Below are 23925 nucleotides of genomic sequence, written 5' to 3' on the forward strand. Positions count from 1 at the left end.
GTCGGTCCGCTCGCGGCCGACCTCGACGTACTGGTCCTGGCCGGCCTTGGCGACGGCGCGGTTGCTCGTGCCGGAGCCCTGGGTGCGTCCGACCTTGACGACCGAACTGCCGTCCTTCGTCACCGCCTTGGCCTTGCCGCTCACCACGTCGGCGACGGCCTGCTCGCGCAGGGCGCGACGCTTGTCCTCGAGCGGGTTGGGCAGATCGTCGACAGGTGCTGAGTTGGCATCGGCCTTTGCGACCGGCGCTGGATCCACTGGCGGGGCGGCGTTGGCACCACCGGGGAGCATGACCCCGACACTGGTGACCATCGCGGCGCCGAGTAGTCCTACGACCACCTTGCGCACTACGTGTACCTCCGTTGACGTGACCGCGCGCTGAGGTGCAGCGGACGGCGGCAATCCGGCCTCGGATTCGAGGCTCACGTGAACGTATGCAAACAGACTGATGTGTTGGAAGCGGCGCGAGACATTGATGAGCGATGGTTACGCATTATGGCTTTTGCATAACACGAGCACCGACATATGCCTAAAAATGGACTGTGCACATAAAACGGCGGCGGACCCATGATTCCGGGTCCGCCGCCGTTCATTGACGACTATCTCAGTCTTCGGACTTACCCGCCTGCATGCCCGACGAGATCAGGTCCATCACGGCGGAGTCCTGCAGCGTCGTGACGTCGCCCAGCGAGCGGTTCTCCGCGACGTCCTTGAGCAGGCGCCGCATGATCTTGCCGGAGCGGGTCTTCGGCAACTCGGCGACCAGCATGATCTGCCGCGGCTTCGCGATCGGGCCGAGCTTCTTGGCCACGTGGCTGCGCAGATCCTGGATGAGCTGCTCGCCCGCGTCGCCCGAAGTGTCCACATTGCCGCGAGGAATGGTGAACGCCACGATCGCCTGGCCGGTGGTCGCGTCGGTCGCACCGACCACGGCGGCCTCGGCCACCGACGGGTGGGACACCAGCGCCGACTCCACCTCGGTGGTCGAGATGTTGTGCCCGGAGATCAGCATGACGTCGTCGACCCGGCCGAGCAGCCAGAGCGAGCCGTCGTCATCCTTCTTCGCGCCGTCGCCGGCGAAGTAGATCCACTCGTCGCCGACACCCGCGCCCTTGCCGAAGCGCGACCAGTAGGTGTCCTTGAAACGCTGGTCGTCACCCCAGATCCCGCGCAGCATCGACGGCCACGGCTCGCGCAGCACCAGGAAGCCGCCGCCGCCGTTCGGCACCGACTCGGCCTCGTCGTTGACCACGTCGGCGGTGATGCCGGGCAGCGGGGTCATCGCCGAGCCGGGCTTCGAGGCGGTCACGCCGGGCAGCGGCGAGATCATCATCGCGCCGGTCTCCGTCTGCCACCAGGTGTCCACAATGGGGGCGTTGTCGCGGCCGACATGCTCCCTGTACCACATCCAGGCCTCGGGGTTGATCGGCTCGCCGACGCTGCCGAGGACGCGCAGCGACGACAGGTCGTACTTGGCCGGAATGTCGTCGCCCCACTTCATCATGGTGCGGATGAGGGTGGGCGCGGTGTACAGGATGCTGACCTTGTACTTGTCGACGATCTCCCAGAACCGGCCGCGGTGCGGGGTGTCCGGGGTGCCCTCGTACATGACCTGGGTGGCACCGTTCGACAGTGGACCGTAGACGATGTACGAATGGCCGGTGACCCAGCCGATGTCGGCGGTGCACCAGTAGACGTCGGTCTCCGGCTTGATGTCGAAGACCGCGTGGTGCGTGTACGAGACCTGGGTCAGATAGCCGCCGGTGGTGTGCAGGATGCCCTTCGGCTTACCGGTCGTGCCCGAGGTGTAGAGGATGAAGAGCGGGTGCTCGGAGTCGAACGCCTGCGCCTCGTGCTTGTCGTTGGCCTGCTCGACGGTCTCGTGCCACCACAGGTCCTTCTCGCCCCAGGCGACGTCCTCGCCGGTGCGGCGGACGACCAGCACGTGCTCGATGCTCGGGCACTGCGCGACGGCCTCGTCGACGGTCGGCTTGAGCGCCGAGGGCTTGCCGCGCCGGTAGCCGCCGTCGGCCGTGATGACGAGCTTGGCGTCGGCGTCCTGGATCCGGGTGGCGAGCGCGTCGACCGAGAAGCCGCCGAAGACCACGCTGTGCAGCGCGCCGATCCGGGCGCAGGCCAGCATCGCCACCGCGGCCTCGGGGATCATCGGCAGGTAGATCGCGACCCGGTCGCCGGCCGTCACGCCCAGTTCGGTCAGCGTGTTCGCCGCCTGGCTGACGCTCCTGAGCAGCTCCGCGTAGGTGACCGCGCGGGTGTCGCCCTGCTCGCCTTCCCAGTGGATGGCGACCTTGTCGCCGAGGCCGGCCTCGACGTGGCGGTCCACGCAGTTGTAGGCGATGTTCAACTCGCCGCCGACGAACCACTTGGCGAACGGCGCGTTCGACCAGTCGAGCACCTGGTCCCACGGTTTGGTCCAGTGCAGCCGCTTCGCCTGCTGCTCCCAGAAGCCCTCCCTGTTCTCGTCGGCCTTCTGGTATGCCTCCGCCTTGACGTTGGCGTTCGCGGCAAGCTCGGCCGGCGGCGGAAATGTCCGCGTCTCCGAGTACAGGTTCTCCAGTGTCTCGCTCATGAGGGCGGCTCCTCTGCCATGACCGGTAGCTTCGTTTGAACACTAGTTCTGCCGGAGGTGCCCGGCGAGAGTTGCAAGCTGTACCGCCCTGTAGCCGCGCCGAATGGCAATCGGCGCGCGCGCCATGTTCAGTACTGCGCGAATCTTGCCACTTGCGAGCGGCTTCGCGCATCCCATGTTTCCGAACTCTTTCCGGCTACGGTAGGCCCGTGACTGCCGATCCACTTGCCCCGCTGCTCGCGCTCGCCGACGTCGAGCCCGCCCTCGACGCCGCCCGCGAACGGGTCGACACCGCGCTGCGGCATCGCGCCCTGCGCCGCAACGGCGGCCAGGTGGCCGCCGAGGTCAGCCTGCGGGCCGCGGTGGCCAGCGCGGCCCTTGAGGAGCACCGGTACGACCTCGAGGAGGTGCGCGCCGGCACGGTGACCGACCCGGTGGTCCAAGGTGCCCTGCGGGTCGCCGAAGCGGTGGGCGGACTCGTCGACCTGTGGCCCCGCGCGCCGCGCCAGGTGCTCGCCCGGCTGCACGTGCTGGCGGCCCGTGGCGTCGTGCCGGATGCCGCGCTGGGCCGACTGGAGAGCGGCGCCGACCGGATCGACGCGCTGGCCGGGCTCGTGGCCGGCAACGACCGCACCCCGCCGCTGCTGCTCGCGGCAATCGTGCACGCCGAGTTGCTGACGCTGAAGCCGTTCGCCGGTCCGGCCGGCGTCGTCGCCCGCGCGGCGGCCCGGCTCACCCTGGTCGGCCGCGGCCTGGACGCCCGCGGCCTGGTCGGCGTCGAGGCCGGTCACCTGGCCCGCGAGCCCGAGTACGTCGGCGCCGCGGGTGCCTACGCCACCGGCACGCCCGACGGCATGCGGTCCTGGCTGCGCCACTACGCGGCGGCGGTGTCCGCGGGCGCCGACGAGATCGCGGAGATCGGCGACGCCGTGCTCGCCCCCGCGGGCGGTCCTTTTCCTGGCTGATGTTCCTCCCCGGCTGAGATTGGCATACTCGGCCAGGTGGAAGACGCGTGGAACCGTCCTTACTCGCCGGGAACCGGGCGCTGGCTGGTCATCGCCTGGGAAGCCATCGCGCTCGGGCTGTTCGGCTGGACCACCGTCGAACAGTTCGGGCTGGCCGGCCACGGTGTCCGCATCCTCGCCGTGGTCATCGCGGCGGTCTGGGTGGTGGGCGGCTGGCGCATCCTCGAGATGGGCGTCTACGTCGGGCCGGACGGTCTGCGCATCCGCGGGCTGCTGCGGTCGCGCACGATGCGCTGGCCGGAGATCGCTCACGTCCGGCTGCACCGGCATTCCCACAAGATCGGTGGCTGGGAGCTGCAGGCCGGCATGACGGTGCTGATCGAGCGGCACGACGGGACGACGGTGAACACCGAACTGTGGGCCCAGGGGATCGACTTTCACTCCCGGCCGCAGGTCTTCCGCGACGTCTATCGCGAGCTGCGTGAACGCCACCAGGCCGCGATGGCGTCGACCCTCCGGACGTGAGGACGGCGCCTCACGAGTGAGGCGCCGTCGCTTCGCACGTCCTACCGGGTTATCAGGCGTGCACCTGGGTCGTTGTCGACAGTCCTGATGAGGTGCCGCCGCAACGTGCCTGCCGTGGCTGATCGCGCGTGGGTTCCCGGTGGCCGTGCACGGTTCCTGCTGCCAGGTTCCGCCCCTTCTTTCTACGCCGGGCCGTCCTTGATCACCAGGGTTCGCCGAGGTAAAGCTACGGACGGTGATTGGTCAGACGCTTCGGGATTCTGTCTTCACATTCCGCTGTCGAGCAGGCCGCGGGCCTCAGGCGGGCGCGGCCCGGAGGCGGCGGTGCCGGCCGTAGATGGCGATCCCGATCGCCACGCCGACCCCGACGCCGATCGCCGCCGCCGCGACCGGCACGGCGGGGCGTTCCCGCAGCCTGCGACCCAGCGGTATGGGGTGCCGGAACTCCAGCACCGGCCAGGAGCGCTCCTGGGCGACCCGCCGCAACGTCCGGTCCGGGTTGACCACGCTGGGATGCCCGACCGCCTCCAGCAGCGGCAGATCACTGCTCGAATCCGAATACGCGTAACACTCCGCCAGGTTGTATCCGCGCTCCTCGGCCAACTCGCGGACGCCGTCGGCCTTGCTCTGGCCCGCCGCGTAGAACTCGACCTCGCCGCTGAACCGGCCGTCGACGATGCTCATCCGGGTGGCGATCACGTCGGTGACCCCGAGCAGGGCCCCGATCGGCCGGACCATCTCGTCGCCGGACGCCGAGACCAGCACGACGTCCCGGCCGGCAGCCTGGTGCTCGCCGATCAGGATGGCGGCCTCGGCGTACACGTACGGGTTGATCAGCTCTTCCAGGGTCTCCGCCACGATCTGCTGGACCTGCTCGACCTTCCAGCCCTTGCACAGCGCGGCGAGATAGTCGCGGGTGCGGGCCATGGTCTGCTCGTCCGTGCCGCCGAGCCGGAACATCAACTGTGCGTAGGCGGACTTCACCACGTCGCGGCGGGAGATCAGCCCATCGCGATAGAAAGGCCGTCCGAAGGCCAGCGCGCTGGACTTGGCGATGACGGTCTTGTCTAGGTCGAAGAAGGCGGCACTCTGCCCCACGGGCCGAAAGTGTAGCCGCATGTCGCATCGAGCCGGCCCGCTCGGCACGCGGACAGCGACGAAATGCCGCCGGGCGGGCAGTCGGTCACCCTGGGTACTCGACGGTGGCGCGCTCCTGAGGCATGCTTGTGGTGCGACTGAGATTCATGTTGTCTGGGTGAATCCGGTCGGCCCACACTCATCCCCGTCCAGATTCTCGGTGATTGCGCCCCCCGCGATCACCGGGTCCGATTCGGCTCGACCCCCCCGGAGCCGAATCCCAGAACGACCCCCGACTCCCCCGTCGGGGGTCGTTCCCATCTCTGGACCGGTGCATTCCTTAGCAGATCAGCTCCCTGAGAGTGCGTTGTCCACAGGACAGGCACTGTCCACAGGGCTGGCACCGCGCGGTTGAGCGGTGCCGGTCCGGGGCGCGACGGTGGGTGCCCAACCCGCTCGCCGTACCCGTGGAGCCGCGATGCCAGCCCGCACCTCCGTCCGTTCCGGCCCGCGCCTGCCGCTGGTCGTGACGGCCGATCCGGATCTGCTCGACGACCTGCTGCGCCTGGCCGCGGCCGGCGGCACCGAGGTCGACGTGGCCCCCGACCCGGTGGCGGCCCGGTCCCGCTTCGCGGCCGCCCCGCTGGTGATGATCGGCGCTGACCAGGCGGCGGCCTGCCTGCGTGCCCGCCTCCCACGCCGCCCCCGTGTGGTCATCGTGGGCCACACCCCGGCGATCGAGGCGGCCTGGGAGGTCGCCGCGAGCCTCGGCGCCGAGCACGTGGCCGCGCTGCCCACGGCCGAGCCGTGGCTGGTCGACAGCTTCGCGGAACGCACCGGCCCAACCGCGCCGGGCCGGGTCCTCGCCGTGATCGGCGGCCGGGGCGGGGCCGGCGCGAGCATCCTGGCCGGCGCCCTGGCGGTGACCGCCGTCAGCAGCGGCCACCGCACCCTGCTCGTCGACGCCGACCCGGTGGGTGGCGGTCTCGACCTGGTGCTCGGCTGGGAGGGTGTGGACGGCCTGCGCTGGCCGGCGCTCGCGGGCGCGGGCGGCCGGGTCAACCCGCCGGCGCTGCTGAAGGCGCTGCCGCACCGCGGCGATCTGGTGCTGCTCTCGTTCGCCCGCGACGAGGTGCTCCCCGTGCCCGGCGAAGCGATGGCGGCGACCCTGGACGCCGCCCGTCGCGGCCGCGACGTGATCATCGCGGACCTGCCCCGCCAGCTCGACGACGCGGCGACGCTGGCACTGGAAGCGGCCGACCTGGCGATCATGATCGTGCCGGCCGAGTTGCGCGCGACCGCGGCGGCATCCCGGATCGCGGCGGTGGTCCGGATGCACTGCGAAAACCTCGCGGTGGTGGTGCGCGGGCCGGCGCCCGGAAAGCTGAGGGCGCGGGAGGTTGCCCGGTCGATCGGGCTGCCGCTGGCCGGCTCGCTGCGGCCGGAGGCGGCCGTGTGCCAGGCCCTGGAGAAGGGGGACGCCCCGGCTGCCGACGGGCGTGGGCCCCTGGCGGAGCTGTGCAAACGGTTGATCCGGCAGCTGACCGAGGACGACCGCGCGGGGGTGGCCGCGTGAGCACCCAGCCGGTTGATTCCGGCGCGCCCTGGTTCGGCGGAACGGCCTCGGCGCGGCCTGTTCGCTCCGGCTCGACCTACTCCGGGCGTTCCGGCGGATCGGAGTCGGTGGAGGTCGCCGAGCGGGTGCGCCGACGGTTCGCCGTCGACGGCGTGGAGGCTACCCCGGCGGCCGTGGTGTCGGCGGTGCGAGCCGAGCCGGGTGCCGTCGTGCTCGGGGACACCGCCGTGCTGCGGCTGGCCGACCGCGTGCACGACCAACTGGTCGGCGCCGGCCCGTTGGCGCCGCTGCTGGTCGATCCCGAGGTCACCGATGTGCTGGTCAACGGCGTGCAGGTGTGGGTGGACCGCGGTGCTGGGCTGCGGCGCGCGCCGGTCGCCCTGGGCGGGCCCGACGACGTACGCCGGCTCGCCCAGCGACTGGCCGCCGCGTGCGGGCGACGGCTCGACGACGGCCAGCCGTACGCCGACGCGCGGCTCGCTGACGGCACCCGGCTGCACGCCGTGCTGCCGCCGGTGGCGACGAGCGGGCCGTACCTGTCGTTGCGGACGTTCCGGCAGCGGCCGTTCAGCCTCGGTGACCTGGTCGAGCACGGCACGGTTCCGGAGGCGCTGGCTCCGCTGCTGGCCGCTGTCGTCGCCGCGCGGCTCGCCTACCTGGTGACCGGCGGCACCGGCTCGGGCAAGACCACTCTGCTGGGCACCTTGCTCGGGCTGGTGCCGCCGACCGAGCGGATCGTGCTGGTGGAGGACGCGGCCGAACTGCGGCCGGTGCATCCACACGTGGTCGCGTTGCAGGCACGCACCGCGAACGTCGAGGGCGCGGGCGCGGTCGGGCTCACCGATCTGGTGCGGCAGGCGCTGCGGATGCGGCCGGACCGGCTGGTGGTCGGTGAGTGCCGGGGCGCGGAGATCGTCGACCTGCTGGGCGCGCTGAACACCGGGCACGACGGTGGGGCGGGCACGTTGCACGCCAACGCGCCGGCGGACGTGCCGGCCCGGCTGGAGGCGCTGGGCATGCTCGGTGGGCTGCCGCGGGCGGCGCTGCATGCCCAGGTGCTGGCGGCTTTGCAGGTGGTGCTGCAGGTCCGGCGGACGGGCAAGGGACGGATCCTGGAGTCCGTCGGCGTGCTCCGGCCGGCGGGGGATCAGCGGCTGGTGACGGTCGTGCCGGCCTGGCAGCTCGGCCGAGGAGCTGGACCAGGCGCGGAAACGCTGGCCCGGCACCTGGCCGACCGTGGCGTGACGGTCCCACCGATCCTGCGGGCGGCCGGGGGAGCGCGACCGTGAGCGGGGTGGCGTGGGTGATCGCCGCATCGCTGCTGGCGGGGGCGGCGGCCGTAGCGGCCTGGCCGGCGGGCGCGGCGCTCCGGCGGCTCGACGTTGGGCAGCTCGATGGTGGGCAGCTCGATGGTGGGCGGCTTGATGGTGGGCGGCGGAAGCTGCGGCGGGTCGCCACCGCCGTGGATCTTCGTCGGCTGGGGTCCCGGATCCAGGCACTGGCCGATGGGCCGCCGCGGCGGGCCGTGGGCGCCGCCGTGCTGACCGGCGCGGCGACGGGATGGATCGTGGCTGGGCCGGTCGCCGGTCTGGTCCTCGCGGCCTACGGCGCGCTCGGGGCACGAGCCGCGGTCCGTCGCGCCGGACGTCGCCGAGCCGTGGCGGCACGCTCCCGCAGCCTCGACAACCTGAACGCGCTGGCCGCTGATCTGCGCGCGGGGCTCGCGATCGGGCCGCTCGGGGCAGCGTCCACAACAGCCGGCTCCGCCGCCGCCGGCTCCGCCCAGCGGTTCTCCGGTGTCGCCGCCGGCGACGATGCCGCGCAGTCGCATGAGCTCTTCGATCCTCGGCTGGCCGAGCTCACCGCGGCCGTGTGGCGGTTGGCCGAGCAGACCGGCGCGCCCGCCGCCGATCTGGTCGAACGGATCGAGGCCGACGCCCGGGCCGGCGATCGTTCCCGAGCCATGGCGGCGGCTCAAGCGGCCGGCGCCCAGGCCACCGCGCTGCTCCTGGCGGCCCTGCCGATCGGCGGCATCGCCCTCGGATACGGGATCGACGTCGATCCGCTGCAGGTCCTGCTGCACACACCCATGGGCGCGGCGTGCGCGATCGGCGCGGTCCTGCTGCAGTCCGTTGGGCTGTTGTGGGCCGACCGACTCGCGAACGGACCGATGCGATGACCGGAATCGACGCGGTGGCCGGGGCCGACGCGGTGGCCGGGGCCGACGCGGTGGCCAGGGTCGATGTGATGGCAGGGATCGATGCGATGGCCGGGATCGACGGGGTGGCCGGGATCGACTCGATGACTCGGACCGATGCGGTGGTCCGGATCGATGCGATGACAGTCGATGCGATGGCCGGGGCCGATGTGGTGGCCAGGGCCGATGCGACAGCCGAGCTGGAGTGCGGTGCTGCCGTGTTCCTGCGATCCGGCGGGCCGGTGCAGGTGCCGTTTCGCTCGTGCTGCGCCGTCGCGTTTCTGCACGCGGCTCGGGCGGCGGAGGCGCCATCTCCGCGCTGCCCGCGACGTGAGGATCTACTGGGGACGGTCGTTCCCGGTGACTTGCTGGTCGCGCTGGCGGCCGGCAGCAGAAGCGGCTGCGGCGCCGCACGGATCCCGCTTCCGATGGAGACCTGTCCCCCGGCCATCGAGTGCGGCAGTGAGGTTTTCCCTTGATCATTCTCTGGGGTTTGGTCGTTCTTGCCGGGCTGCTTGGCCTATCGCTCGTTCGGCGGCGTGCGGTCAGGCGACGGTTGTTCCGGCTGCGCGGTCCCGTCGCCGGCTCAGCCGACCGTCGTATGCGGCTCTTCATCGCCGCTGCGGCCGGGCTTGCGGTGGTCGCAGTGATCGGCCGCTGGTGGGCGGTGCCCGTCGGAGTCGCTGCCAGCATCGGTGCGGACCAGTTCCTGCGGCGTCGGGAGCCGGCTGCGGTGCGGGCGGCCCGGCTGCGGGCGGTCGCGGACCTGCCGCTGGGTGCGGATCTGCTCGCCGCCGTGCTGCGGGCCGGTGCCCCCGTCGACCGGGCAGCCGTCGCTGTGGCCGACGCACTCGGCGGGCCGCTGGGGGAGCGGCTCGATCGGGTGGGCCGTTCGCTGCGGCTGGGTGCCGAGCCGCCGGAGGCGTGGGCGCACCTGGCCGACGTGCCCGGTGCCGACCGGCTCGTCGCGGCGGCCGTCCGGTCCAGCGCGAGCGGGGGCGCGCTGGCCCGGGCGTTGACCCGGCTCGCCGACGACCTGCGCGGCGACCGGTCGGTGGCCGTCGAGGCCGCCGCCCACCGCGCCGGTGTCCTCATCGTCCTGCCCCTCGGGCTGTGCTTCCTGCCCGCCTTTGTGCTCGCCGGCCTCGTGCCGGTGGTGGTCGCCGTCGTTGGCGACGTCCTGTGAGAACCCACCACAAGAAGGAGATCTACGTGCGCAGACTCATCGTCCGCCTGGCCGGCCTGCGGGGCGACGAAGGTATGAGTACCGCTGAATATGCCGTTGGCTGCCTGGCGGCCGTCGCGTTCGCCGGCGTCCTGTTCAAGGTCCTCAACAGCCCCAGCATCCTGACGGCGCTGACCCGCGTGATCAACGAGGCCCTGAAGTGAACGGGCGCCGGCGGCCCGGCCGCCTGCGAGGGCTCGGGCGGGATCGCGGCGCGTTCACCGCCGAACTGGCGGCTGGGCTGCCGGCGCTCATGCTGCTTCTGCTGTCCGGGCTGACGGCGGTCTGCGCGGTCACGGCTCAGGGCAGATGCGTGGACGCGGCCCGGGAAGGAGCCCTGGTGGCGGCCCGCGGCGGAGCGGGACTGGAGAACGCCGCGCGGATCGCTCCCGCGGACGCTCGGATCAACCTGGCGGAAGGCGAGGACACGGTGACGGTCACGGTCCGCGCGCGGGTGCCGTTCCTGGGCGGCCACCTCCCGGCCATCACGGTACGAGCGGAAGCGGTCGCGGCCCGAGAACCCGACACCACGACCGCAGTCCCATGATCAGCGAGGATCGTGGCCCGGATCGCGGCCCCGATCGTGGCGGGGATATTGGCCCGGGCCGGGGCGAGGGCCGCGCCGCAGATCGCGATGACGGCGGGGCGGTTGACGGCGGGGCGGTTGACGGCGGGGTGGATGACGGCGGGGCCTGGGGGCGTGGGCGGGATCGGGGTGCGGCGTCGCTCTTTGTGCTGGCGCTCGGGTTGGTTTTGGTGGCGGCCGGGCTTGCCGGGGCGGCCGTCGGTGCCGCTCGGGTGGGCCGTCATCAGGCGAGGACGGCGGCTGACCTCGGTGCGCTGGCCGGCGCGGTGCGAGCCGTGGAGGGTGCGGAGGCGGCTTGCGAAAGGGCCGGGCGGCTCGTGTTTGCCAACGGTGCGCGCATGGTCTCCTGCCGTCTCGACGGCCTGGAGCTTGTGGTCGAGGTTCAGGTCACCGTGACACCCCTGCCGGGCCTTACCCGCTATGCGACAGCCGCCGCCCGCGCGGGTCCCGTATCGATTCCCGCCGGTTGAAGCCCTGTGGGAGTCAAACCGGCGGCGGCGGGTCGGGCAGGGCGGCGAGGACCGCGTCCAGGACCGCTACCGCGCCCTTCTTGTCCAGCGGGTTGTTGCCGTTTCCGCATTTCGGGGACTGCACGCAGGACGGGCAGCCCGTCTCGCAGGCGCAGCTCGCGATCGCTTCCCTGGTCGCCCGCAGCCAGGCCGCCGCCGTTCCGTATGCCCGTTCCGCGAAGCCTGCTCCGCCCGGGTGGCCGTCGTATACGAATACCGTCGGGGCCTCGGTGTCCTGGTGGTTCGCCGTCGACAGGCCGCCGATGTCCCAGCGGTCGCAGGTCGCCACCAGCGGCAGCAGGCCGATCGCCGCGTGTTCCGCCGCATGCAGCGCTCCCGGCACGTCCGCCGCTTCCACGCCCGAGGCTGTCAGCAGGTTCGGCGACAGGGTGAACCAGACCGCCACCGTGCGTAGTTCCCGGGGTGGCAGGTCCAGCGGGCGGGTGTCGATCACCTCGCCTGAGCCGATCCGCCGGCGCTGGTACGAGACCACCTGGTTGGTCACGTCCACCTCGCCCAGGAACAGCCCGACCGGGCCCGCGTCCACGTACTCGCGGATCGAGACCACCGACAGGTCCGTCACGTCGCGGGCGTGAGTCGACCAGTCCGGCTCTGCCGCGTGGACCAGTGCCACCGCGTCCTCCAGGTCCAGCTCGTCCACCAGGTAGGAGGCACCTTGGTGCAGGTATATGGCTCCGGTGTGCAGCATGACGTGGGACGAGCCCTGGTCGACCGTGCCGAGCAGGCGGCCGGTCGACGCTTCGACCACCGAGATCGGGGCTCCTCCCGTGCCGCGCAGGTCGACGTCCGGGCGGCCGCGGTGGGTCCAATACCAGCCCGACGGGCGGCGCCGCAAAGCTCCCGACACGGTCAGCGCTTCCACCGCGGCCACCGCCGGCGCGCCTCCGAACAGTTCCAGGTCTTCCTTCGTCAGCGGGGCCTCGGCGGCCGCGCAGCACAGCTGCGGACCCAGGACGTACGGGTTGGCCGGGTCCAGCACCGTCGCCTCGACCGGGCGGCCGAACAGCGCCTCCGGGTGGTGCACCAGGTAGGTGTCCAGCGGATCATCCCGAGCCACCAGCACGGCCAGCGCCTCGCCGCCGGCCCTTCCCGCGCGGCCCGCCTGCTGCCACAGCGACGCCCGGGTGCCCGGGTAGCCGCAGATCAGGACCGCGTCCAGGCCGACCAGGTCGACGCCGAGTTCGAGCGCGTTGGTCGAGGCCAGCGCCAGCAGGTCGCCGGTGAGCAGCGCTCGTTCGATCGCCCGGCGGTCCTCCTTGAGGTAGCCCGCCCGGTAGGCCGCCACCCGGTCGCCCAGGCCCGGCACCGCCTCGTCCAGGGCGCGCCGGGTCATCGCGGCGACCACCTCGGCGCCGCGCCGGGACCGGACGAAAGCCAGCGTCCGGGTGCCCGCCACCACGGCGTCCGTCAGCAGGTCGGCCGTCTCGCTCAGCGCCGACCGGCGTACCGGTGGCAGCTCGGCCTCCAGGTCGCCGAGCTCGCGCGGCAGCAGCGGGGGCTCCCACAGGGCGAAGATCGTCGCCCCGCGTGGCGACGCGTCCTCGGTCACCGCCCGGACCGGCAGGCCGGTGAGGCGGCCGGCCGCGGCCGCCGGGTCGCCCGAGGTCGCCGACGCCAGGATGAACGTCGGGTCGCTGCCGTAGCGGGCCGCGACCCGCCGGAGCCGGCGCAGCACGTGTGCCACGTGCGAGCCGAAGACCCCACGGTACGTGTGGCACTCGTCGATGATTACGTACTCCAGGCGGCGCAGGAACGCGCCCCAGCGCGCGTGGCCCGGCAGCAGCGCGTGGTGCAGCATGTCCGGGTTCGTCAGGATGAACCGGGAGTGCTGCTTGATCCACTCGCGCTCCTCGCGCGGGGTGTCACCGTCGTATGTGGCCGGCCGCACCCCGTCCAGCCCGAGCCGGATCAGCGACCGTAGCTGGTCCGCCGCCAGCGCCTTGGTCGGCGACAGGTAGAGCACGGTCGCGCGCGGGTTCTCCGCCAGGGCGGTCAGCGCGGGCAACTGGTAGGCCATCGACTTGCCCGACGCCGTGCCGGTCGCCAGGACGACGTGGCTGCCCTCGCGGGCCAGCTCGGCGGCCGAGACCTGATGTTCCCAGGGGGCGGTGATCCCCCGGCCGGCGAGCGCGGCGACCACGGCCGGCGCCGCCCACTCCGGCCAGGGCGCCACCCGACCAGGGCGGGCCGGGACATTCTCCACGTGGGTGACCGAATCGTGGCGGACCGGCGAATCGTGGCGGACCGGCGAATCGCGGCGGACCGGCGAATCGCGGCGGGCTGGGGAATCGTGGCGGGCCGGGGAATCGTGGGTGACCGGGGCGTTCTGGGCCGAGCCGGCGCTGCGGGCGCGCAGGCGGTGCAGCAACTCCGCCGCTCCGAGCCGGGTCAGCGCACCGCGCGTCGACGGAATGCCCGGGACGGTGGTGGTCACGACTGCACTGTGACATCGGTATGGTCCGAACCTCAAACGGGTACGACGGGAGGGTGCGACGCGTCGTCCCCCGAGCGTCGGTGGTTAGATTCGCAGTGGAGATCGGCTGCCTGAAGGCTTGCCCCCGAGGGAGGAGGACCGATGGAGCTGTCGCTGACGACCCGGACTGTCGGCGAGCACACGGTGCTCGACGTCGGTGGTGAGGTCGATGTCTACACGGCGCCACGCCTGCGTGAGCGGCTTGTGGAGCTGGTCGACGGCGGGTCGCGCAACGTCGTGGTGGATCTCGCCCGCGTTGATTTTCTCGACTCGACCGGCCTCGGTGTGCTGGTCGGCGCCCTGAAGCGGCTGCGCGCCGCGAACGGGACGTTCGGCCTGGTCTGCGCCAAGGAGCCGCTGCTCAAGATCTTCCGGATCACCGCGCTCGACCAGGTGTTCCCGATTTATCCCTCTGTCGAGGCGGCCACCTCGATCTCGTCCGGCGATCGCGACGACACCCCTCCGACGGCGTGATGGCAACGGTTCGGCTGTCGTTCTCCCCGGCGCCGGTTCACGTGCGTACGGCCCGGCTGGTCGGCGTGGCGGTGGCCCGGCGGGCCGGCGTCGCCGAGGAGTTGCTGGACGAGGTCCGGCTGGCGATCGGTGAGGCCTGCACGCGCGCGGTCGCCCTGCACCACCAGTACGGCCTGCCCGACCTCGTCATGGTGGAGATGTCCGACTCCGACGCCTACACGGTCCGCGTCATCGACCGGGCGCCGATCGAGGCCAGCGTCGGCCTGGCGAAGCTGCCGCCCGACGAGTTGGCGGACGAGTCGCTCACCGACGAGGCGCTGACCACCGGGGTGGGCTTCGCGCTGCTCGCCGGTTTCGTGGACGACCTGCAGGTGCGCCCGGTGGAAGAAGGCGCCGGCACCGAGGTCCGCATGGTCTGGCCCGTGCACCGCCGCTGAGCCCGCTGCCGGGGCAAACGCCGACAAATCGGGCCGTTCGGCGCATGGCATCGGAAACCCGTTCTCGGGGCGCGAAGCCTAGGCGCTAACCCATTCAGTTGCCAACCGCTCACACAGCGGTAAACATCACCCCGACACGGCCCGATTCAGGTGTGACCATCACCACGTTCGGCCGCTACAGTACGCCGGTAATCAGCTACTGCTCCCTGGTCTCGCGTCCGCGGGACCAGGTTGTCGTCTCCTCGAGCAGGGAGTGCGCCCGGCGGTTTCGTCCGCTGCCCGGGTGCGGTCGGTGTACAGGAGGACATTGATGTCCGGGACCTCCATAACCCTCGCTGCGGAAAGCAGCGCGGGGTCGCTCAGCAGTTCGAATGTCACATTCGTCATCGTCGCGATCGTTTTCGCGCTGGTGGCGCTCGCATTCGCGGCTGTCTTCGTCAAAACGGTGCTGGCCAACGGCCGTGGCACGACCAACATGCAAGAGATCGCGGGTGCCGTGCAGGAAGGCGCGTCCGCCTACCTGTTCCGGCAGTTCAAGACCCTCGCCATCTTCGTGGTGATCGCGGTCGTGCTGCTGTTCCTGCTACCGGTGCACAACACCGACAGCGAGACCGCGGTGAAGGTCGGCCGGTCGCTGTTCTTCATCGTCGGCGCGGTGTTCAGCTCGTTCATCGGCGGCGCCGGCATGGCGCTGGCGACCCGGGCGAACCTGCGGGTCGCCGCGGCGGCCGGCGAGGCCGGTGGCCGTGAGAAGGCGATGGGCATCGCGTTCAAGACCGGTGGCGTGGTCGGCTTCCTCACCGTCGGCCTGGGCCTGTTCGGTGGCGCGCTGGTCGTGCTGATCTACCGCGGCGACGCCCCGACCGTGCTCGAGGGCTTCGGCTTCGGCGCCGCGCTGCTCGCCATGTTCATGCGGGTCGGCGGCGGCATCTTCACCAAGGCCGCCGACGTCGGCGCCGACCTGGTCGGCAAGGTCGAGCAAGGCATCCCGGAGGACGACGCGCGTAACCCCGCGACCATCGCGGACAACGTCGGCGACAACGTCGGTGACTGCGCCGGCATGGCCGCCGACCTCTTCGAGTCGTACGCGGTCACGCTGGTCGCGGCGCTGATCCTGGGCCAGGCCGCGTTCGGTCAGGACGGCCTGATCTTCCCGCTGATCGTCTCCACGGTCGGCGTGGTCATCGCGATCGTCGGCGTCTTCATCACCCGGCTGCGGGCCTCGGACAAGAACGGCCTGACCGCGATCAACCGGGCCTTCTACATCTCGGCCGTGCTCTCCGCGGTCATCGTGGCGATCGTCAGCTTCGTCTACCTGCCGACCACGTTCGCGGGCTTCGGCTCCGGCGCCGGCATCGACCAGGACGTGATCGACAGCGGCCGCAACCCGCAGGTCGTGGCGATCGGCGCCGTGGTCATCGGCATCGTGCTGGCCGCCGCCATCCAGGCGCTGACCGGCTACTTCACCGAAACCGAGAAGAAGCCGGTGCAGGACATCGGCAAGTCGTCGCAGACCGGCGCGGCCACGGTCGTGCTCGCCGGCATCAGCGTCGGCCTGGAGTCGGCCGTCTACTCGGCGCTGCTGATCGGTGCCGGCGTCTTCGGCGCCTACCTGCTCGGCGGCACGTCGATCACGCTGTCGCTGTTCGCGGTGGCGCTGGCCGGCACGGGCCTGCTGACCACGGTCGGCGTCATCGTCGCGATGGACACCTTCGGCCCGATCTCGGACAACGCGCAGGGCATCGCGGAGATGTCCGGTGACATCGACGAGAAGGGCGCGCAGATCCTGACCGAGCTCGACGCGGTCGGCAACACCACCAAGGCGATCACCAAGGGCATCGCGATCGCCACGGCCGTGCTGGCCGCGACCGCGCTGTTCGGTTCGTACACCAACACCCTGCAGTCGTCGCTGGCGGACGCGGGCATCCCGGCCGACGAGATCGGCGCGCGGATCCTCGGGCTGCTGAACATCTCCGACCCGCGCAACCTGGTCGGCCTGCTGATCGGCGCCGCGGTGGTGTTCCTCTTCTCCGGCCTGGCGATCAACGCCGTGTCCCGCTCGGCGGGCGCGGTCGTGATGGAGGTACGCCGCCAGTTCCGCGAGTTCCCGGGCATCATGGAGCGCACCCAGCGCCCCGAGTACGGCAAGGTCGTCGACATCTGCACCCGGGACGCCCAGCGTGAGCTGCTCACTCCCGGCCTGCTCGCCATCCTGGCGCCGATCGCGGTGGGCTTCGGCCTGGGCGCCGGCGCGCTGGCCTCCTACCTGGCCGGTGCGATCGGCGCGGGCACCCTGATGGCCGTCTTCCTGGCCAACTCGGGTGGCGCGTGGGACAACGCCAAGAAGCTGGTCGAGGACGGTGCGTACGGGGGCAAGGGCTCCGAGGCGCACGAGGCCACGATCATCGGCGACACGGTGGGTGACCCGTTCAAGGACACCGCCGGTCCGGCCATCAACCCGCTGCTCAAGGTCATGAACCTGGTGTCGCTGCTGATCGCGCCGGCCGTGGTGACGCTGAGCGTCGGCACGGACGCGAACGACCCGGTGCGGTTCACCCTCGCGGTGGTCGCGGCGCTGATCATCGCGGGCGCCGTGGTCTGGAGCAAGCGCAAGCCGATCTCGATGGGCGAGCCCAGCCCGACCGTGGAGAACAAGTCCGAGCGGATCAGTGCCTGATCCGTTCACCGTCGGCGGAGGGCACCCGGCACTCGCCGGGTGCCCTCCGCCAGGACTTGGCCGTACGCTGCAATCCATGCGCACGGCCCGCACCACGCCCTTACTCCTTGTTCTCTCGCTCGTCGTGACACTGGGTGGTTGCGCGGGTGGTCCAGCACCCCGCGCCTGGGCCGCCACGGTCTGCACGGTGCTCGCACCCTGGCGCAGCGAGATCGGCACCCTGGCGACCCGCACCCAGCAACAGATGACCGCCGAGACCACCCCGGCGCAGGCCAAGGAAAATCTGACCCGGCTCTTCGGCGGTGCGGAATCGGCCAGCGAGAAGGCCCGGGAGGGCGTGCAGAAGGCCGGGGTTCCGGACGTTGAGCAGGGCAAGAAGGTCGCCGACAGCTTCGCCGCCTCGCTGGGCGCGATGCGCGACGCGTACGGGCGGGCCCGCGGTGGCATCGAGGCGCTGGCCACCAGCCCGTCGAAGGACTTCTATGCCAAGGTCGGCTCAGTGGTCGACACCCTCAACGTCGAATACCAGCGCAGCGAGCTGGACACCAGCCGGCTGGACTCGAAAGAGCTGAAGCAGGCGTTCGATGAAGCGCCCGAGTGCCGATGACCGAGCGCCGACAGTCATGACCGAGCGTCGCTCGCCGGCGGTCGGCCACGGCCGTAACCGCGAGGGCCATGAGGGCATGGCAGAGGCACCTCAGCCATGACCGAGCCCGGGTGGCCGCTGATTCCGCGCGAGGTCCTGCCCGCGCCGGTGCAGGCCGCCCCGAAGGGCCGGCGCCGGGCGGCCCTGACCGTGCCGGCCGGCCGGCAACTGTCGATCTTCGGGGTGGAGGCGGCCGAGCGGTCGTTGGCCGATCTCGCCGGTCTGCTCACCGGCACCGGCCGGCTCGGCCGGATGGGCGGTACGGCCAGAGTCGCCGTCCGGGTCGACGCCGCCTGGCGGGTTCACGTGCTGGTCGAGGAGCTGGTCTCCCGGGGCCTGGTGGTCACCTGGGCGCCGGTGACGCACGACGGCGTGGAGGAATACGTGGCGGAACTCACGGCCGAGCCGCTGGAACAGACCCTGGCCGCCACCGAGGAGCAGGCCGAGGAGGCCGCCGAGGAGCCCGTGGAGCGCCCCGGCGAACCGGCCGCAGCCGAGGTCGGGGGCGTGACCACCGACGAGGCCGGCGACGTCGAAGCCGAGGCCGTAGATAAGAAGGTGAACGCGGAGCCCCGTACCGTCTCTTTCGAGGTCCGGACCGCCTACAGCAGCAGGTTGAACGCCCTCGCGCGGTCCTGGCCGCCGCCGGCCGACCGGCTCTGGATCACCGGGCCGCAGCTGCGGCTCTGGGTCGCCGCGGCGGGAGCGCCGCGGCCCGAGGGGTACGCCCTGGGTCTGGATCCCGACGGGATTCTTGACAAAGCCGCGGCCGCCGCGCTTAGCCGGGTCGGCCTGGCCGGCACCTTCCAGCCCGGTCCGGCGTACGTCATCGCAGGTCGCAGGCGTCTTGCGCGGCTCGCCGAACTGGTCGGCGAACGACCCGCCGCGGCACCCGAAAGGTTGTGGCCGGGCGCCGCAGCTGCGTGATCTTCCCCGGTTGTGCCCGACACGACGCCATGTTCCCGGTGTACGGTGTCGCCGTCGGAAGCATGCGGTGGCCGGACCGTTACCATCCGACTTCTCCGTTGCCCGGGGAATGCAGCTTCGTCCGGCGCGTTACGTTGAAGGTCCGCATCCGTCGTCCGCGACGGGCCGCCGATCGATCGAGAAGTGTGGGAGTGCCGTGCCGGAGAAAGCCAGGACGACCCGTCTGGTCATCGTCGAGTCCCCGTCGAAGGCCAAGACGATCGCCGGCTATTTGGGGCCCGACTATTTCGTCGAGGCCTCCTTCGGGCATGTCCGTGACCTGCCGAAGAACGCCGCCGACGTGCCCGCCAAGTACAAGGGCGAGCCGTGGGCGCGGCTCGGTGTCGACGTCGACAACGGCTTCCAGGCCCTCTACGTGGTCTCCTCCGACCGCAAGGCGCAGATCGCCAAGCTGACCAAGCTGGCGAAAGAGGTCGACGAGATCCTGCTCGCCACCGATGAGGACCGCGAGGGCGAGGCCATCGCCTGGCACCTGGTCGAGACGATCAAGCCCAAGGTCCCGATCAAGCGGATGGTCTTCCACGAGATCACCAAGGCGGCCATCCAGGCCGCGGTCGCCAACCCGCGCGAGATCGACCAGGACCTGGTCGACGCGCAGGAGGCCCGGCGCATCCTCGACCGGCTCTACGGGTACGAGGTCAGCCCGGTCCTGTGGAAGAAGGTGATGCCCCGCCTGTCCGCCGGGCGCGTCCAGTCCGTGGCGACCCGCATCGTGGTCGAGCGCGAGCGGCAGCGGATGGCGTTCCGCTCCGCGGAGTACTGGGACATCAACGCCCAGCTGGCAGTGCAGGGCAAGGTCGAGGGCACCCGTTCGTTCAGCGCCACGCTGATCGCGCTGGACGGCGACCGGATCGCCACCGGCCGCGACTTCGAGCCCACCACCGGCAAGGTCAAGCCCGGCGCCGGCGTGGTCCACCTGGACGGCGACGGGGCCCGCGGGCTCGCGGCGCGTCTCGAGGACCGCCCGTTCACGGTCACCCGGGTCGAGGAGAAGCCGTACAGGCGCAAGCCGTACGCGCCGTTCATCACCTCGACGCTGCAGCAGGAGGCCGCCCGCAAGATGCGGTTCTCCTCGTCGCAGACCATGCGCACGGCCCAGCGGCTGTACGAGAACGGCTACATCACCTACATGCGTACGGACTCGGTGAACCTCTCCGAGACCGCGATCAGCGCGGCCCGCCGCCAGATCGCCGAGCTGTACGGCGCGAACAACGTGCCGCCGCAGCCGCGCCGCTACACCGGCAAGGTCAAGAACGCGCAGGAGGCGCACGAGGCGATCCGCCCCGCGGGGGACAACTTCCGCACGCCCGGCGAGGTCGCCAAGGAGCTCACCACCGACGAGTTCAAGCTCTACGAGCTGATCTGGCGCCGCACGGTCGCCTCGCAGATGACCGACGCCGTGGGTAACTCCATCTCGGTGCGGATCCGCGCGATCTCCACCGCCGGCGAAGAGGTCGACTTCGGCGCCAGCGGCAAGACCATCACCGACCCGGGCTTCCTGCGCGCCTACGTCGAGTCGTCCGACGACGAGAACGCCGAGGCCGAGGACGCCGAGCGCCGCCTGCCAAACCTGGTCAAGGACCAGCCGCTGACGGCCGATGAGCTCAACGCGATCGGCCACCACACCTCGCCGCCCGCCCGCTACACCGAGGCGTCGCTGGTCAAGGCCCTGGAAGAGCTGGGCATCGGCCGCCCGTCGACCTACGAGTCGATCATGCGGACCATCCAGGACCGGGGGTACGTGGAGAAGCGCGGTCAGGCGCTGATCCCGTCGTTCATCGCGTTCGCGGTCATCGGCCTGCTGGAGGGGCACTACCCCCGGCTGGTCGACTACAACTTCACCGCCGCGATGGAGACCCAGCTCGACGACATCGCCGGTGGCGACCACGCGTCGCTGGACTTCCTCACCTCCTTCTACTTCGGCAGCGACGTCGGCGCGGACGACTCGATCGCCAAGGCCGGCGGCCTGAAGAAGATGGTCACCGACAACCTCAGCGACATCGACGCCCGCGCGGTCAACTCGATCTCGCTGTTCACCGACGACGAGGGCCGCAACGTGGTGGTCCGGGTCGGCCGCTACGGGCCGTACCTGCAGCGGGCCATGCCGGGAGTCACCGAGGAGGCGCCCGAGGACCGGGTGTCCATCCCCGAGGGCGTCGCGCCGGACGAGCTGACCGTCGAGAAGGTCACCGAGCTCTACCTGGGTGGCGGCGGCGAGCGCAGCCTGGGCGACGACCCGGCCACCGGCGAGTCGGTCACCCTCAAGTCGGGTCGCTTCGGCCCGTACGTGCAGCGCGGCGAGAAGAAGTCCTCGCTGTTCAAGTCGCAGACGCCGGACACCCTGACCCTCGAGCAGGCGATTCGGCTGCTGGAGCTGCCCCGGACGGTCGGCAAGGACCCGGAGGGCGCGGAGATCGTCGCGGCCAACGGGCGGTACGGGCCGTACGTGAAGCGCGGCGACGACTTCCGGTCGCTCGACAGCGAGGACAAGCTCTTCACCGTCACGCTGGACGAGGCGCTCGCCCTGCTCGCGGCTCCGAAGACCCGTCAGCGCCGGGCCGCCGCGCCGCCGCTGCGTGAGATGGGCAACGACCCGGCCACCGAGAAGCCGATGGTGATCAAGGAAGGCCGCTTCGGGCCGTACGTGACGGACGGCGAGTACAACGCCTCCCTGCGCCGCGGGCAGACGCCCGAGGAGCTGACCGTCGCGCAGGCTTCCGAGATGCTCGCCGAGAAGCGCGCCAAGGGACCGGCGCCGAAGAAGAAGGCTGCCGCGAAGAAGGCGCCGGCCAAGAAGGCCGCCGCCGGCGCTGCCACTCCGGCTCCGGCGAAGAAGGCAGCCGCGGCGAAGAAGGCGCCCGCCAAGAAGGCGGCGCCGCGGAAGGCGACGAACGCGGCGCCGGCCGCGAAGAAGGCAGCCCCGAAGAAGGCGGCCCCAGCGAAGGTGACTGCCTCGCAGAGCTCCTGAGACGGTGTGCCACAGGCCTGTGGACAGGCCTGTGGATAACTTTTCTCAGGCGCCCAGCACGCGGTCCAGGTAGGCGTTGGTGAAGATCCGGCCCGGGTCGAGCTGGTCGCGGGCGGCGCGGAAGTCGTCGAACTTCGGGTACGCCCGGCGCAGCGACTCCGCGTCGCGGTAGTGCAGCTTGCCCCAGTGCGGGCGCCCGCCCAGCGGCTCGCAGAGCGCCTCGACCGCCCGGAAGTACGGCTCGTACGGGGTGCCGTTGAACTGGTGCACGGCGATGTAGGCGGATTCGCGCCCGTAGCTGTGCGAGAGCCAGGCGTCGTCCGGGCCGGTGAACCGCACCTCGACCGGGAACTGCACCTTGAACGGCAGCTTCTCGATGATCCGGGGCAGCGCGGAGAGTACTTCGGGCAAAGTTTCCCGGGGGATCGCGTACTCCATCTCGGTGAAGCGGACCCGGCGCGACGAGCAGAAGACCCGGTCTGAGCGGTCTGTATAGGTTCGGGCGGCCAGCGCCCGCGCCGATACGGCGTTGATGGTCGGCACGGCGGCCGGGATCGCCCGACCCAGCCGGCACACGCCCGCGAAGACCGTGTTGGCCAGGAACTCGTCGTCCAGCCAGCCGCGGAACGCCGACAGCGGCCGGTCCGAGGCCGGCACCTTGTTGTTGCGCTTGAGCTGGGCCCGGTCGGTGTACGGGTACCAGAAGAATTCCAGGTGGTCGTTGCCGGCGATCTCCTCGTCCAGGCAGGCGAGCACCTCGGTCAGCGACAGCGGGCGCTCGTCGGCCAGCAGCGTGAACGCCGGCACGCAGCGCAGGGTCACGTCAACCAGGATGCCCAGCGCGCCGATGCCGAGCCGGGCCGCGGCGAACAGCGGCGAGCTCGCATCGATCCGCTCCACTGTTCCGGTGCCTGTGACCAGGGTGACCGCCTCGACGAAGGAGGCGAGTGTGGAATGCGACCGGCCGCTGCCGTGCGTACCGGTGGAGATCGCGCCAGCCACCGTCTGGTGGTCGATATCGCCCAGATTGGGCATCGCCAGGCCGTTTTCGGCCAGAATCCGGTTGAGCTGGTGCAGCGGCATGCCGGCCTGGACCGTGACCAGCTCGCCGTCGATCGCCACCAGTTCGCCCAGCCGGTGCAGCAGCAGCCGCCGGTCGTCGGCGACCGCGATGTCGGTGAACGAGTGCCCGCTGCCGACCGCCTTCACTTTGTGTCCGGTGGCGGACGACTCCTTGACGAGCGCGGCCACCTCGTCGACAGTGCCAGGGGTCAAGACATCCTTGGCGACGGAGCGCTGGTTGCCACCCCAGTTGCGCCACTGACGTGATGCCGCGGGGGATGAGTTGTCACTGGTCATAACGGCTTTGTCCTCCCGACGAGCGGACAGTCGCACAAAACCGGGAATGCCGCGTGTCCCCGGCGTCCCGTCGATGCGCTTCGCTCGTTGATCCGAGTAACGTTCCGATTATCACTGCTGAGAGGGAGTGGCGACGCGTGTCGACACCAACCGTCACCACCGGACCGCTGCGGCGGGTTCCGGTGCAGGGCAGAAGCGTTGCCCGGGTCCAGCGCATGCTCGACGCCTGCGCGGAGCTGGTGGACGAGGTCGGGTACGAGGGCCTGACCACGACCCTGCTCGCGGAGCGGGCCGAGGTTGCCATCGGCTCGGTCTACCAGTTCTTCCCCGACAAACGGGCCATCGTCCAGGCCCTCGCCATGCGAAACATGGACGGATACCTGCAGTCGCTGTCGGCGCGCTTCGCCAGCGAGACGTTCGCCCACTGGTGGGACGGCGTGGATGCGGCGATAGACGCCTACATTCACATGCACCGCAGCGTGCCGGGCTTCCGGACCCTGCACTTCGGTGACGTGGTGGACCTGCACCTGCTCGACGCCGAGCGGGACAACAACGCGGTCATCGCCGACCGGCTCGCCGAGTTGCTGGTGGAGCAGTTCCAGCTGATGGACCGGGCGCGGCTGCGCTTCGCCC

21 protein-coding genes and 1 pseudogene are annotated in these 23925 nt (G+C 71.2%); 17 read left to right on the plus strand and 5 right to left on the minus strand.

Translation table 11 applies throughout. The features are described 5' to 3' along the window. Together DMB66_RS19190 and acs are read right to left on the minus strand one after the other, a co-directional pair. Window positions 1-348: pseudogene (locus tag DMB66_RS19190) on the minus strand (protease); the annotation flags it as partial. A gap of 256 nt (window positions 349-604) precedes the next feature. Next, window positions 605-2590 (minus strand): acetate--CoA ligase, encoded by a 1986-nt coding sequence (gene acs, locus DMB66_RS19195; protein WP_125805473.1) that lies wholly within the window; start codon window positions 2588-2590, stop codon window positions 605-607. Window positions 2591-2799: 209 nt separating this feature from the next. Here acs and DMB66_RS19200 point away from each other — a divergent pair, with 209 nt between their 5' ends. Both DMB66_RS19200 and DMB66_RS19205 read left to right on the plus strand, forming a co-directional pair. Then, window positions 2800-3555: an oxidoreductase gene (locus DMB66_RS19200; RefSeq protein WP_125805474.1), complete on the plus strand. Its 756-nt coding sequence runs from the start codon at window positions 2800-2802 to the stop codon at window positions 3553-3555. Between the two features lie 36 nt (window positions 3556-3591). Beyond that, window positions 3592-4080 carry a PH domain-containing protein gene (locus tag DMB66_RS19205; protein ID WP_125805475.1) on the plus strand — a complete coding sequence of 163 codons (489 nt, stop codon included), beginning with the start codon at window positions 3592-3594 and terminating at the stop codon, window positions 4078-4080. A gap of 297 nt (window positions 4081-4377) precedes the next feature. Here DMB66_RS19205 and DMB66_RS19210 read toward each other — a convergent pair whose 3' ends face one another. Beyond that, window positions 4378-5178, minus strand: a complete 801-nt coding sequence (locus DMB66_RS19210) for an HAD family phosphatase (RefSeq protein ID WP_125805476.1) — start codon at window positions 5176-5178, stop codon at window positions 4378-4380. Window positions 5179-5635: 457 nt separating this feature from the next. Here DMB66_RS19210 and ssd point away from each other — a divergent pair, with 457 nt between their 5' ends. The 8 genes from ssd (at window position 5636) to DMB66_RS19250 (ending at window position 11211) form a co-directional block, all read left to right on the plus strand. After that, window positions 5636-6733: a septum site-determining protein Ssd gene (gene ssd / locus DMB66_RS19215; protein ID WP_125805477.1), complete on the plus strand. Its 1098-nt coding sequence runs from the start codon at window positions 5636-5638 to the stop codon at window positions 6731-6733. Between the two features lie 107 nt (window positions 6734-6840). Next, window positions 6841-8022 carry a TadA family conjugal transfer-associated ATPase gene (locus tag DMB66_RS19220; RefSeq protein WP_125805488.1) on the plus strand — a complete coding sequence of 394 codons (1182 nt, stop codon included), beginning with the start codon at window positions 6841-6843 and terminating at the stop codon, window positions 8020-8022. Beyond that, window positions 8019-8912 (plus strand): hypothetical protein, encoded by an 894-nt coding sequence (locus DMB66_RS19225; RefSeq protein ID WP_233624694.1) that lies wholly within the window; start codon window positions 8019-8021, stop codon window positions 8910-8912. The genes DMB66_RS19220 and DMB66_RS19225 overlap by 4 nt, the downstream gene beginning before the upstream one ends. After that, the gene (locus DMB66_RS19230) at window positions 8909-9409 is read left to right on the plus strand and encodes a hypothetical protein (RefSeq protein ID WP_125805478.1); all 501 of its coding nucleotides are present in this window, start codon (window positions 8909-8911) and stop codon (window positions 9407-9409) included. The genes DMB66_RS19225 and DMB66_RS19230 overlap by 4 nt, the downstream gene beginning before the upstream one ends. 122 nt (window positions 9410-9531) lie before the next feature. Then, entirely contained in the window at window positions 9532-10116 is a 585-nt protein-coding gene (locus DMB66_RS19235) for a type II secretion system F family protein (RefSeq protein WP_125805479.1), read from the plus strand. Window positions 10117-10190: 74 nt separating this feature from the next. Further along, the gene (locus DMB66_RS19240) at window positions 10191-10319 is read left to right on the plus strand and encodes a DUF4244 domain-containing protein (RefSeq protein ID WP_370318749.1); all 129 of its coding nucleotides are present in this window, start codon (window positions 10191-10193) and stop codon (window positions 10317-10319) included. Next, on the plus strand, window positions 10316-10702 hold the full coding sequence (locus DMB66_RS19245; RefSeq protein ID WP_233624695.1) for a TadE family type IV pilus minor pilin: 387 nt from the start codon (window positions 10316-10318) through the stop codon (window positions 10700-10702). The genes DMB66_RS19240 and DMB66_RS19245 overlap by 4 nt, the downstream gene beginning before the upstream one ends. Further along, entirely contained in the window at window positions 10699-11211 is a 513-nt protein-coding gene (locus tag DMB66_RS19250; protein WP_125805481.1) for an Rv3654c family TadE-like protein, read from the plus strand. The genes DMB66_RS19245 and DMB66_RS19250 overlap by 4 nt, the downstream gene beginning before the upstream one ends. A gap of 13 nt (window positions 11212-11224) precedes the next feature. Here the strand turns inward: DMB66_RS19250 and DMB66_RS19255 are convergent, their stop codons facing one another. After that, window positions 11225-13474, minus strand: a complete 2250-nt coding sequence (locus DMB66_RS19255) for a DEAD/DEAH box helicase (protein ID WP_233624698.1) — start codon at window positions 13472-13474, stop codon at window positions 11225-11227. Window positions 13475-13846: 372 nt separating this feature from the next. Here DMB66_RS19255 and DMB66_RS19260 point away from each other — a divergent pair, with 372 nt between their 5' ends. The 6 genes from DMB66_RS19260 to topA all read left to right on the plus strand — a co-directional run bounded on the left by DMB66_RS19260 (window position 13847) and on the right by topA (window position 21933). Next, complete coding sequence (locus DMB66_RS19260) at window positions 13847-14218, plus strand: STAS domain-containing protein (protein ID WP_125805482.1); 372 nt, start codon at window positions 13847-13849, stop codon at window positions 14216-14218. Then, on the plus strand, window positions 14215-14655 hold the full coding sequence (locus DMB66_RS19265) for an ATP-binding protein (RefSeq protein ID WP_125805483.1): 441 nt from the start codon (window positions 14215-14217) through the stop codon (window positions 14653-14655). The genes DMB66_RS19260 and DMB66_RS19265 overlap by 4 nt, the downstream gene beginning before the upstream one ends. A 310-nt stretch (window positions 14656-14965) precedes the next feature. Then, window positions 14966-17332: a sodium-translocating pyrophosphatase gene (locus DMB66_RS19270; RefSeq protein ID WP_125805484.1), complete on the plus strand. Its 2367-nt coding sequence runs from the start codon at window positions 14966-14968 to the stop codon at window positions 17330-17332. Window positions 17333-17408: 76 nt separating this feature from the next. Next, entirely contained in the window at window positions 17409-17939 is a 531-nt protein-coding gene (locus DMB66_RS19275) for a hypothetical protein (protein ID WP_125805485.1), read from the plus strand. 96 nt (window positions 17940-18035) lie between these two features. After that, window positions 18036-18905, plus strand: coding sequence for a hypothetical protein (locus DMB66_RS19280; RefSeq protein ID WP_233624696.1), 870 nt, complete (start codon window positions 18036-18038; stop codon window positions 18903-18905). Window positions 18906-19101: 196 nt separating this feature from the next. Beyond that, complete coding sequence (gene topA / locus DMB66_RS19285; RefSeq protein WP_125805486.1) at window positions 19102-21933, plus strand: type I DNA topoisomerase; 2832 nt, start codon at window positions 19102-19104, stop codon at window positions 21931-21933. A gap of 45 nt (window positions 21934-21978) precedes the next feature. Here topA and DMB66_RS19290 read toward each other — a convergent pair whose 3' ends face one another. Continuing rightward, window positions 21979-23292, minus strand: coding sequence for a D-arabinono-1,4-lactone oxidase (locus DMB66_RS19290; RefSeq protein WP_125805487.1), 1314 nt, complete (start codon window positions 23290-23292; stop codon window positions 21979-21981). A gap of 215 nt (window positions 23293-23507) precedes the next feature. Between DMB66_RS19290 and DMB66_RS19295 the strand changes: the two genes are divergently transcribed. Next, on the plus strand, window positions 23508-23925 hold a 418-nt coding region (locus tag DMB66_RS19295; protein ID WP_148112751.1), incomplete at its 3' end, for a TetR/AcrR family transcriptional regulator.

It is taken from the genome of Actinoplanes sp. ATCC 53533 (genome assembly GCF_003947245.1).